This window comes from Aeromonas bivalvium, from assembly GCF_000819765.1.
GTDB lineage: Bacteria > Pseudomonadota > Gammaproteobacteria > Enterobacterales > Aeromonadaceae > Aeromonas > Aeromonas bivalvium.
On the sequence record NZ_CDBT01000035.1, the window covers coordinates 143,980 to 155,825 of the forward strand.

The window sequence follows — 11,846 nt, forward strand, 5'->3', positions numbered from 1 at the left end:
GGCGGCTACCGTGCCAGGCAGACGATAGATATCCAGCCGGCAACGGTGGGGTCATCCGGGCTCAGACCGTTCCCAATAGACGGTAGGCATCGAGCAGACGGCGGTTGGTGGCGGCGAAACGGGCGCCTTGTTCCCCGTCATCGCCCCGCGCCGCCAGCACGGCCGGGGTCAGCGCCTGCTGCTGACCCTGCGCCAGCACGCCGTCGGCCTGCTGCTGCCAGTCGGCCAGCCTGGGCAGATAGTCCGCCAGGGGCGCCAGGCTCTGCTGCAAGGCGCTGTTGCCCTGATAATGCTGGCCCAGCCGACTCGATTGCTTGAGGCGCAGGGAGTAGGCCACCAGCTGACCGTCATCCAGCCCGGGCAACTGACCGGCATCCAGGCTCTGATCCAGCTTGCCGTGGAAGAAGCTGTCTGCCAGCGAGTCGAGCCCCTTGACCAGATCGCCGATGGCCGCCAGCTCGGCATCCCCCAGGTTCCCCTCGAGGGAGAAGCTGAAGTTCTGGCTCAGCTTGAGGCTGAACTGGCTCGCATCCCCCTGCTCCCGTGACTTGAGCTGCCAGCTGTCATTGAAGCGCAGCAGCACCTTGTCCCCCTCCCTGGTCTCTATTTCCAGGATCCCCTGCTGGCGACTGGCCATCTCCGCCGACTTCATGTCCAGATCGGACACCTGGCCGAAGAAGGTCTGCTCGAACTCGTCCAGCCCCTGCTGGATCAGCTTGTAGCTCTGATCGATGCCGGTCTTGACGTCCTCGTTGTCGGTCGCCGTGTCGCCAAGCTGCTTGCGCGCGTCGGCGAAGCCCATTTCCACCCCCTTGCGGGCCTGGGCCATCATCTCGGTCAATTGGTCATCGGACTTGCCGTCGGCCCGCGCCGCGCCGAGGCGGCCGCTGACGAACTGCAGCACATTGTCCGCCACCGCCTGGAAGTCAAACAGGGTCTGCGGGGTGATCTCCTCCGGCGGCTCGGCCCTGGGCGCCTGATAGCCCTTGCCGTTGAGCTGCAGGTGGAACTGCAACGCCTGCTGTACCAGGGCCTGGGCCCAGCGGGGCGCCCGGCTCAGGATCACCTCCTCGTCCAGCCCCTTGCCGCCAGTCTCGCGCGCACGCTCAGGCTTGCCCCCGGCCTCGCTCTCCCTGCCGTGGCGCACCTCGTCGCTGCGCGCCTCCCCTTTCATCCCTTTGGGCTGACCTGCCCCCACGCCATCTAGCCGCATCCCCTGCTCCTCGTGCAATTCCAGTTAGCCGCTTATCGGCCTGACTGGCGACTTCTTGACCATAAAAAACTGGACAATCTACCCCTGACTTTTAAAATCAGGCCCCTTTGGGTGGCCTTGAGTCACCCCCAGGTTTCTGTCCGGCCCCGCCGGCGTGCATCAGAGGTATGTCATGACCCCATCCGAGCGAACCCCGGCCGCCTATCAGGCCCAGTTGGCGGCCAAGGCGCAGCGCCTTCAGGCCCTGTTTGCCGGCTTCAATCCCCCCGCCATCGAGGTTCACGCCTCTCCCGCCGAGCACTACCGGATGCGCGCCGAGTTCCGCCTCTGGCACGAGGATGACGATCTCTATCATGTGATGTTCGATCAGGAGACCCGCCAGCGTATCCGGGTGGATCAGTTCCCGGCCGCCAGCGCCCTGATCAACCGGGTGATGCAACCCCTGCTGGACGAACTGCGGCCGGTCAAGGCGCTGCGCTTCAAGCTGTTCCAGATAGACTATCTCTCCACCCTCTCCGGTCAGCTCGTCATCACCCTGCTCTACCATCGCCGTCTCGATGGCGACTGGCAGGCCGCAGCCGAAGGACTGAGAACCAGCCTGCAGGCCCAGGGCTTCGACGTGCGCATCATTGGCCGCGCCCACAAGCAGAAGATCTGCCTGGGGGACGAGTTCGTGGTCGAAACCCTCAAGGTACAGGGGCGCGAGCTCATCTATCAGCAGGTGGAGAACAGCTTCACCCAGCCCAACGCCGAGATTAACCAGCTGATGCTGGGCTGGGCCCTGGACGTGACCCGAGGTAGCGAAGGGGACTTGCTCGAGCTTTACTGCGGCAACGGCAACTTCTCCATCGCCCTGGCCCAGAACTTTCGCAGGGTGCTGGCCACCGAGATCGCCAAGCCGAGCGTGGCTTCGGCCCAGTACAACATCGCCGCCAACGGGGTGGACAACCTCATCATACTGCGCATGTCCGCCGAGGAGTTCACCATGGCGATGCGCGGCGAGCGCAGCTTCAACCGGCTGGAGGGAATAGACCTCGCCGGTTACCAATGCAACACCATCTTCGTCGATCCGCCCCGCGCCGGCCTGGATGAGGCCACGGTCCGCCTGGTGCAGGAGTACGACAACATCCTCTACATCTCCTGCAATCCGGACACCCTGATCGACAACATGCAGGCCCTGGGGCAGACCCACGAGGTGGCACGGCTCGCCCTGTTCGACCAGTTCCCCTGGACCCATCACATGGAAGCGGGTGTCTACCTGCGTCGCAAGGGCTGACACGCCCAGCGGCCCGAGTCCCCATACGAGAAGGGGCCCCATGATGGGGCCCCTTTTTCATGCCGTTTGGCGGCGGATCTGGGTGTCGCTCACCCTGACCCCGCCCTGTCACTCCTGCATATAGTCTGCCGGCAGGGCGATGCGGGCCACACCGGATGCCACCGCCGCCAGCGCCACGGCGCGGGCCACCCGGGGCAACAGGCGGGCATCCATCGGCTTGGGAATGACGTAATCCTTGCCGAAGGTCAGCGTCTCCACCCCGGCAGCGGTCAGCACCTCGGCCGGCACCGGCTCCTTGACCAGGGCGCGGATCGCCTCCACCGCCGCCACCTTCATGGCGTCGTTGATGCGGCTGGCACGGGCATCCAGCGCACCGCGGAAGATGAAGGGGAAGCAGATGACGTTGTTGATCTGGTTCGGATAATCGGAGCGACCCGTGCCCATGATGAGATCACCGCGCACCGAGTGCGCCAGGGCGGGCTTGATCTCGGGGTCCGGGTTGGAGCAGGCGAAGATCACCGGGTTGGGGGCCATCAGGGCCACCGCCTCGGCGGGCAGCACGTCCGGGCCGGAGACGCCGACGAACACGTCGGCCCCGTCGATGACATCCATCAGGGTGCGCAGTGGGGTGTCGTTGGCGAAACGCTGCTTGTACTGGTTGAGATCGGTACGAGCGCTGTGGATCACCCCCTGGCGGTCCAGCATGAAGATGTTGTGCGGCTTGGCCCCGCAGGTGATCAGCAGGTCCATGCAGGCGGTGGCGGCGGCCCCCGCCCCCATGCAGACGATGCGGCTGTCGCCGATCAGCTTGCCCTGTACTTCCAGGGCATTGAGCAGGCCGGCGGCGGTGACGATGGCAGTACCGTGCTGGTCATCGTGGAACACGGGAATGTCGCAGCGCTCGATCAGCGCCCGCTCAATCTCGAAGCACTCGGGGGCCTTGATATCCTCCAGATTGATGCCCCCGAAGGTGTCGGCGATGGCCGCGACCGTGTCGATGAACTGGGCGCTGGTCTCGTGCTTCACCTCGATGTCGATGGCGTCGATGCCGGCGAAGCGCTTGAACAGCAGGGCCTTGCCCTCCATCACCGGCTTGGAGGCCAGCGGCCCCAGGTTGCCCAGCCCCAGGATGGCGGTGCCGTTGGAGATGACGGCCACCAGGTTGCCCTTGCCGGTGTAACGGTAGGCATCATCCGGGTTGGCGGCGATCTCGCGCACCGGTTCGGCCACGCCAGGGCTGTAGGCCAGTGCCAGATCGCGGGCGGTCTCGGCGGGCTTGGTGAGGGCGATGGCAATCTTGCCGGGAATGGGTTGGGCGTGATAATCGAGCGCTTGCTGACGCAGATCGGACATGGGGACCCCGAGGCAATATTTGAATAAGTAGGGAAAGGGTGGCTCGCCTGAGGCGAGGGGCTAGGATCATAAAGAAAAGCCCCGGGCTTTCCCAGCAGAAAATATCGCCAATTCGCTGTTAAGCGGCCACTCAACAGAGTTGTGTGCTGACGAAAACTAACCCCTTGGTGGTATATGTAGTTTCAGTCCATCACAGGAATACCGACCAGTGCCTCCCCCTGGCGTGCGATCGCCTCCGTCATCCCCTGGAAGATGAAGAGGTGGAACGGCAGCATGGCGAGCCAGTAAGCCAGTCCCCAGGCGCCCTGAGGATGCCAGTGGGCCCTGATCGTCATCCGGGTCAGGCCTGAGGGTTCCGGCGCCATGATGAACTCGAGCCGCCCCACGCCTGGCGCTCTCATGTTGAACAGCAAGGCCAGGCGGCGCCCCTCTTCGACGCCGATGATCTGCCAGGAGTCGAGCATGTCCCCCTTCACGAAGCGATCCGGATTGGTGCGCCCCCGGGTCAGGGCCGGGCCACCCACCGCGGCATCCATCCACTCCCGGATGGCCCAGAGGCTGTTCATGTAGAAGTAACGCTGCTCTCCTCCCAGTCCTTGCAGCACCTGCCAGAGCGCCTCTGGCGGCGCCAGAGAGAGCGCGCTGCCAGAAGCGACCCTGTCATAGAAACCATACTCGGGATGGCGCCAGCGCAGCCCCAGGGGCGTTTCCTCCCCCTGCTGCTCGGCACCCAGCGTCTGCTCCAGGGCCAGGCTCTCCGTCAGCGCCTCGTCGAAGCCGAGCAGGTGCTGGGGCAGCAGGGCCCGCAAGGGACCGTCATCCGCCGGGATGTCGTGCTTGAGCCCCCCCACCAGCGCCTTGGCAATGGGCTGGGGCACAGAGGTGGCAAACTGCAACCACCAGGCGGAGAGGCGCGGCGTCAGCAAGGGGATGGGGATGATGGGACAGCGCTTGCCGATGTGGGCGGCGAACGTCTGCAACTGCTGCTGGTAACTGAGCAGCTCGGGACCCACGGCGTTGAGCACCTGGCCATCCACCCCGTTGAGATCCACCAGCCCGCCCAGATAGTGCAACAGATTGGACAGCGCGATGGGGGGAGTGCGCGAGCGAACCCACTTGGGGGTCACCATCATGGGCAGGTTGAACACCAGATCCCGCATCACCTCGAACGCGGCGGAGCCAGGGCCTATGATGATGCCAGACCTCAGCTCCACGGTCGGCACCCCGGAGGCGCGAAACAGCTCGCCACAGTGGCGGCGGGAGTTGAGGTGACGGCTGTTGCACTGCTTGGGCTGAATGGCACCCAGATAGATGATGCGTCGTACCCCGGTGGCGCGGGCAGCGGCGGCGAAATTCTTCACCCCCTGCTGCTCGAGGCGATGAAAGTTGGCTCCTGCCCCCATGGCGTGGACCAGATAGAAGACGGTATCCACTCCCGCCAGGGCTGCGGGCAGGCTGTCTGGCTTGAGCACATCGGCCAGGCGAAACTCGACCCCGGCGGGCAGGCGGCAGGGGTGGCGCGCCCCGGCGATCACCCTGTGACCCGCCTCCTGCAGATAGGGCACCAGGTGGGAACCTATATACCCGGCGGCCCCCATGACCAGACATGTACGCATGCGTGCTTCTCCCCTTGGCTGAACCCCCACCTTAGGGCAATCCGGCCCGATACAGAACGCCGGGCAACAAAAAAGGTGCCCGATGGGCACCTTTTTCAGAATTCGTCAGAAGTAGAATTACTTCTTGGCAGTCAGGCCACCGAAACGCTTGTTGAACTTGTCTACACGGCCGCCGCTAGACACTTCTTTCTGCTTGCCGGTATAGAAGGGGTGGCACGCGGAGCACACGTCCAGGTTCAGATCTTTACCCAGGGTAGAGAAAGTGTTGATGACGTTACCGCAAGAGCACTTGGCGGTGATGGCTACGTACTCGGGATGGATACCAGCTTTCATGGACAACCTCAATTATCAGGCCGTGTCGCTATCCGATCTTCTGTCGGACACCACACGATTGTTGAACACAGTTTCAAAGGCTGCGAATAATATAGGAAATGCCTGATGGCAGGCAAGTGGCTTCGCAGAAAAAATAGGCAATCTTTGGTGGATTCATCGCAAACGCTTGATCTGGTTCGTGTCGCAGTGCCGGTTCCCCTCCGCCGCCATTTCGATTATCTCTCACCCCTCCCCCTGCCCGCTCCCGGCTGCCGGGTCGAGATCCCGTTCGGCCCCCAGACACTGGTCGGTCTGGTGGTGGATCACCCGGCCGAGAGCCTGGTGCCACGCGCCAAATTGAAGCCCTTGAAGCGGGTACTCGACACGGTTCCTGTGCTCGGGCCCGACATACTGGCGCTGATGGCCTGGAGTGCCAGCTACTACCAGCATCCGCTGGGGGAAGTGCTGCCTCACGCCCTGCCGGTGCTGGTGCGCAAGGGGGAGCCCGCCGCCTACCGGGAGCTGGAGTTCTGGTTCGCCACCGAGGCGGGCATGACCCTGGATCTGAACGAGCTCAAGCGGGCGGCCAAGCAGCAGCAGGCCCTCGCCCTGCTGCGCAAGGGGCCGCAGACGCCGTCTGCCCTCAAGCAGGAGGAAATTTCGAGCGCCACCCTCACCGCGCTGGAGAAGAAAGGCTTGCTGGAGAAGCGCAGTCTGGAGCCGAGCCATGACGGCGACTGGGCCACTCATTTTGAGCCGGGAGAGGGACTGCGTCTCAACGGCGAGCAGGCGCTGGCGGTGGCCGCCGTCACCAGCCAGAGCGACAGATTCGGCGCCTTCCTGCTGGACGGCATCACCGGCTCCGGCAAGACAGAGGTCTACCTGAGCATCCTCGAGCCCCTGCTCAAGGCGGGCAGGCAGGCCCTGGTGATGGTGCCGGAAATAGGACTCACCCCCCAGACCATCAATCGCTTCCGGCGCCGCTTCAACGTGCCCGTGGTGGCCATGAACTCCGCCATGAACGACAGGGAGCGGCTCGATGCCTGGCTGGCCTGTCGCGACGGCGGCGCCGCCATCCTGATCGGTACCCGCTCCGCGGTGTTCACCCCGTTTCACAACCTCGGCATCATCATCATCGACGAGGAGCACGACGGCTCCTTCAAGCAGCAGGACGGCTTTCGCTACCACGCGCGGGATCTCGCCGTGATGCGGGCCCATCGCGCCGGCATCCCCATCCTGCTCGGCTCGGCGACCCCGTCCCTGGAGACATTGCACAACGCCCGCAGCGGCAAGTATCACCACCTCAGCCTGACCCGGCGTGCCGGCAACGCCCAGACCGCCCGCCAGGTGATCCTGGATATCAAGAGCGTGCGGCTGCAGGCCGGCCTCTCCCCCCAGCTGGAGCAGCTGATGGCGGAGCATCTGGCGGCGGGCAATCAGGTGATGCTGTTTCTCAACCGCCGTGGCTATGCCCCTGCCCTCATCTGCCACCAGTGCGGCTGGAGCGCCGCCTGCGAGCGCTGCGATGCCTGGTACACCTGGCATCAGGCCGGACGGCGGCTGCACTGCCACCACTGCGACAGCGTGCGTCCCCTGCCCCACCACTGCCCGGAGTGCGGCAGCAGCGAGCTCATCGGCTCCGGGGTCGGCACCGAGCAGCTGGAACAACTGCTCACGACCGTTTTCCCCCAATATCCGGTGGTGCGCATCGATCGGGACAACACCCGTCGCAAGGGGGAGCTGGAGACCCACCTCGGCGACATCAAGGCAGGCAAGTACAAGATCCTGATTGGCACCCAGATGCTGGCCAAGGGGCACCACTTCCCGGATGTGACCTTGGTGGGTCTGCTGGATGTGGATGGCGCCCTGTTTTCCGCCGATTTTCGCGCCGCCGAGAAACTGGCCCAGCTCTACACCCAGGTGGCGGGCCGGGCCGGTCGCGCCAGCAAGCCGGGGCTGGTGGTGCTGCAGAGCCACCATCCGGAACACGCCCTGCTGCAGGATCTGACCCAGAACGGCTACGGCCACTTCGCCGATACCGCGCTCAAGGAGCGCCGCCTGCTGGGGCTGCCGCCGTTCAGCCATCAGGGGCTGTTCCGTGCCGAGGCCAACGGCCGGGACGAGGTGCAGCTGTTTCTCGCCCGTCTCGCCGATACCCTGCGCAGCGCCCGCTATCCCCAGGTGCAGGTGCTGGGCCCCATCAGCGGCTTCATGGAGCGCAAGGCCGGGAAGTTTCGCATGCAGTTGCTGGTGCAGGGGCCCAGCCGGGCGCCATTGGCCCAGTTGCTTGACTGGGCGGTGCAGGAGCTGGAGGGCTGGCCCGAGACCAGGAAGGTGCGCTGGAGCCTGGATATCGACCCTACCGAGCTGAGCTGAGTCCGGCTCGGTGGGACCGGGTGGACGCCGGCCCCGTCACCCATTGACTATGCTCAAGGGCCGACACCACCCCTGTGGTGAGTTTGCTCAATCGATTGACCCATTACTGACATCTGATACGTATATAGCTCTCTTTCGAGTAGCCAATCCAGACAAGGAGTCAGAGCGTGATCCCAGCCAGCCTCAGCACCGCCGCCGGCGAGCTGCCCGAACCGACCCGCACCCCGCTGTTGAGCGGGACGGACCCGGAAGCCAAGCGCCGCGAACTTCTCGGCTATTTCTGCCAGACCTTCGATCTCTACGACAGCCTGTTCGATTGCCTGGCCGACCCCAGAGCCTGGTTCAACAAGGCCATCTCCCTGCGCCACCCCCTCATCTTCTACTACGGCCACACAGCGGCCTTCTTCATCAACAAGCTGTTGGCCGCCCGCCTCATCGACCAGCGCATCGACCCCCAGATCGAGGCCATGGTCGCCATCGGCGTCGATGAGATGAGCTGGGACGACCTGGACGAGGCGCACTATGACTGGCCCTCGGTCGAGCGCTTGCGGGCCTACCGCGCCAAGGTGCGCAGCCGCGTCATCGAGGTCATCACCCGCATGCCCATCACCCTGCCCATCGACTGGCAGAGCCCGGCCTGGGTCATCCTGATGGGGGTGGAGCACGAGCGGATCCATCTCGAGACCTCGAGCGTGCTGATCCGCCAGCTGCCCCTGGCCTGGGTACGCGAGCAGCCTCACTGGCCTCCCTGCCGGCAGGCGCGCCACCAACGAGACGAGGTGCCAGCCAATACACTGCTGCCGGTGTCGGGAGGCACAGTCGAGCTGGGCAAGCGTGACGATACCTATGGCTGGGACAACGAATATGGTCATCGCCGGATCGAGCTGGAGGCGTTTCAGGCCAGCCGACTGCTGGTCAGCAACGCTGAATATCTCGCCTTCGTGCGGGATGGCGGTTATCAGACACCAACCTGGTGGGATCAGGAGGGGTGGGGCTGGAACCAGTTTGCCAGGGCCCAGATGCCCAGCTTCTGGCTCGGCGACCCTGCCGACCCAGACCGGTTGCAGCTGCGACTGATGACGGAGGTCGTGACCATGCCCTGGGACTGGCCCGTCGAGGTAAACCAGCTCGAGGCCGCCGCCTTCTGTCGCTGGAAGTCGGCCCAGACCGGACTGCCCATCCAGCTGCCGAGCGAGGCCCAGTGGGCTCTGCTCAGAGAAGGAGTACCGGGAGATCAGCCCGACTGGCACAGGGCGCCCGGCAACATCAACCTGGCCGGCTTCGCCTCTCCCTGCCCGGTGGATCTCTTCCCCCAGGGCAAGTTCTGCGATCTGGTCGGCAACGTCTGGCAGTGGACCAGTAGCGCCATCGATGGCTTCGAAGGCTTTCGGGTGCACCCCCTCTACGATGACTTCTCCACCCCCACCTTCGACGGCAAGCACACCCTGATCAAGGGGGGAAGCTGGATCTCCACCGGCAACGAGGCGCTCAAATCATCCCGCTATGCCTTTCGTCGCCACTTTTTCCAGCATGCGGGCTTCCGCTACCTGGTATCCCGCCATCAGGAAACCATGCCAGTGAACCCTTACGAAACCGACGCGCTCGTGGCGCAATACCTCGATTTCCAGTACGGACCAACCCGCTTCGGTGTACCCAACTACGCCAGGACCCTGGCAGAGATCGCCTGCGAGCTTTGCCCGAACCATCAGCGCGCGCTGGATATCGGCTGTGCCACCGGCCGCGCCAGCTTCGAGCTGGCTCGCCACTTCCAGCATGTGGACGGGGTGGACTACTCGGCCCGCTTCATCGATGTCGCCCTCAGCCTCGCGAAACAGGACAGCTTCCGCTACGCCATGACGCTGGAGGGAGACCTGATGGAGTATTGCGAGGCGCGGCTCTCCCAGCACGATCTGGGCCCAGCCCAGGCAGAGCGCATCCATTTCAGCCAGGGGGATGCCTGCAACCTCAAACCCAAATACGACCATTACGATCTGGTGCTCGCCTCCAACCTGATCGACCGGTTGCGGGAGCCCGCCCGCTTCCTCCGTGATATCGCCCCTCGCCTGCGCAGCGGCGGCCTGCTGCTGCTGACCAGCCCCTACACCTGGCTGGAAGATTACACCCCCAAGGCCAACTGGCTCGGGGGCGTACGGGAGAATGGCGAGGCCCTGACCACCTACCAGGCACTGCAGCGACTGCTGGCGGCCGAGTTCGAGGAGCTGGCCTCACCCAGGGATATCCCCTTCGTCATTCGCGAGACGGCCCGCAAACACCAGCACACGGTGGCCCAGCTCACCGTTTGGCGCAAACGCTGACCGGGCGGCAAACGCAAGAGGGAGGCCCATGGCCTCCCTCTCTTTTATCCGGGCGTCTTACTCCTCCTGGCTCGAGACCTGGAGCACGGCCTCCTGCTCGCGGTAGCGACGGGCCAGCACGGCACACACCATCAGCTGGATCTGGTGGAAGATCATCAGCGGCAACACCATGACACCGACACTGGCGGCCGGGAACATGACGTTGGCCATGGGCACCCCATTGGCCAGGCTCTTCTTGGAGCCGCAGAAGACGATGGTGATCTCGTCTGCCCGGCAAAAGCCGAGACGCCGACTGATCCAGATGTTCCAGCCCAGCACCAGGGCCAGTAATACGCAACTCAGCAGCACTATGCTGGCGAGATCGTACCAACCCACCTGATGCCAGATCCCCTGCACCACGGCCTCGCTGAAGGCCACATAGACCACCAACAGGATGGAACTCTGATCCAGCTTGCCGATGAGCGGCCTGTGACTGTCGACCCAACGCCCGATCAGAGGGCGGGAAAGGTGACCCACCACGAAGGGCAGCATCAGTTGCATCATGATGGCCTGGATGGAGTGCCAGGTGTCCACCTCGGCACCCTGCACATCGATCATCAGGCCCACCAGTACGGGAGAAAGGAAGATACCCAGTATGCTGGAGGCCGAGGCACTGCATACCGCCGCCGAGACATTGCCGCCGGCCATTGAGGTAAAGGCAATCGCCGACTGCACCGTTGCCGGCAAGGCGCAGAGATAGAGAAAACCCAGATAAATGGCCGGACTCACCCATTGAGGAACCAGTGGCGTGAGCAAAAGCCCCAACAAGGGAAACAGCACGAAAGTGCTGGCCATCACCACCAGATGCAGCCGCCAGTGGCCCAGACCAGAGAGCAGATTCTGGCGCGACAGCTTGGCGCCGTGCATGAAGAAGAGCAGTGCCACCGCCAGCTTGGTCAGCAGCCCAAACCAGACGGCCATCTGACCTTCACAGGGAAAGAGAGAGGCCAGGGTGACCACCAGGATCAGCACGCAGGTAAAGGGATCAAGGCGCACAAACAGTCTCCATCAGAGTCGCTTCATCCCGGATGAAGCGAGAAGGCAGGGGCATGGCCCGGGTGAGAAGGGCTCAGCTTACTCCACCCGGTCAGGGTGGAAAAGAGAAGAGGATAACGCAGCCAGAATGAGAGAAGGAGCTAGGGGGCAGAAAGCAAAAAGGCCTCCCGAATGGGAGGCCTCTTCTAAATAGGTGCCTGACAGTGTCCTACTCTCGCATGGCGAATGCCACACTACCATCGGCGCTACCGCGTTTCACTTCTGAGTTCGGCATGGGATCAGGTGGTTCCACGGCGCTATTGCCGTCAGGCAAAAGCTTTACTACTTAATAATGGTGCTGATACCCAGAG

8 protein-coding genes and 1 rRNA gene are annotated in these 11,846 nt (G+C 64.0%); 3 read left to right on the top strand and 6 right to left on the bottom strand.

Annotated features, from left to right (window positions below; all coding sequences use genetic code 11):
- Positions 1-61: 61 nt before the first annotated feature.
- Positions 62-1,213 carry a DUF5610 domain-containing protein gene (locus BN1119_RS11870; RefSeq protein WP_041998064.1) on the bottom strand — a complete coding sequence of 384 codons (1,152 nt, stop codon included), beginning with the start codon at positions 1,211-1,213 and terminating at the stop codon, positions 62-64.
- Positions 1,214-1,385: 172 nt separating this feature from the next.
- Here BN1119_RS11870 and trmA point away from each other — a divergent pair, with 172 nt between their 5' ends.
- Positions 1,386-2,489, top strand: coding sequence for a tRNA (uridine(54)-C5)-methyltransferase TrmA (gene trmA, locus BN1119_RS11875; RefSeq protein ID WP_041998066.1), 1,104 nt, complete (start codon positions 1,386-1,388; stop codon positions 2,487-2,489).
- A gap of 108 nt (positions 2,490-2,597) precedes the next feature.
- Here the strand turns inward: trmA and BN1119_RS11880 are convergent, their stop codons facing one another.
- The 3 genes from BN1119_RS11880 to rpmE form a co-directional block, all read right to left on the bottom strand.
- Positions 2,598-3,842 carry a malic enzyme-like NAD(P)-binding protein gene (locus tag BN1119_RS11880; RefSeq protein WP_041998068.1) on the bottom strand — a complete coding sequence of 415 codons (1,245 nt, stop codon included), beginning with the start codon at positions 3,840-3,842 and terminating at the stop codon, positions 2,598-2,600.
- Between the two features lie 182 nt (positions 3,843-4,024).
- On the bottom strand, positions 4,025-5,458 hold the full coding sequence (locus tag BN1119_RS11885) for a DUF2867 domain-containing protein (RefSeq protein ID WP_041998070.1): 1,434 nt from the start codon (positions 5,456-5,458) through the stop codon (positions 4,025-4,027).
- 117 nt (positions 5,459-5,575) lie between these two features.
- Positions 5,576-5,791, bottom strand: coding sequence for a 50S ribosomal protein L31 (gene rpmE / locus BN1119_RS11890; protein ID WP_041998072.1), 216 nt, complete (start codon positions 5,789-5,791; stop codon positions 5,576-5,578).
- A 147-nt stretch (positions 5,792-5,938) separates the two neighbouring features.
- Here rpmE and priA point away from each other — a divergent pair, with 147 nt between their 5' ends.
- Positions 5,939-8,146: a primosomal protein N' gene (gene priA / locus BN1119_RS11895; RefSeq protein ID WP_041998096.1), complete on the top strand. Its 2,208-nt coding sequence runs from the start codon at positions 5,939-5,941 to the stop codon at positions 8,144-8,146.
- A 167-nt stretch (positions 8,147-8,313) separates the two neighbouring features.
- A complete protein-coding gene (gene ovoA / locus BN1119_RS11900) occupies positions 8,314-10,461 on the top strand; it encodes a 5-histidylcysteine sulfoxide synthase (protein WP_041998074.1) in 2,148 nt (715 codons plus the stop codon).
- 57 nt (positions 10,462-10,518) lie between these two features.
- Here ovoA and BN1119_RS11905 read toward each other — a convergent pair whose 3' ends face one another.
- Together BN1119_RS11905 and rrf are read right to left on the bottom strand one after the other, a co-directional pair.
- Complete coding sequence (locus BN1119_RS11905; protein WP_041998076.1) at positions 10,519-11,496, bottom strand: bile acid:sodium symporter family protein; 978 nt, start codon at positions 11,494-11,496, stop codon at positions 10,519-10,521.
- A gap of 195 nt (positions 11,497-11,691) precedes the next feature.
- Positions 11,692-11,806: ribosomal RNA gene (gene rrf / locus BN1119_RS11910) — 5S ribosomal RNA — on the bottom strand.
- Positions 11,807-11,846 lie beyond the last annotated feature (40 nt).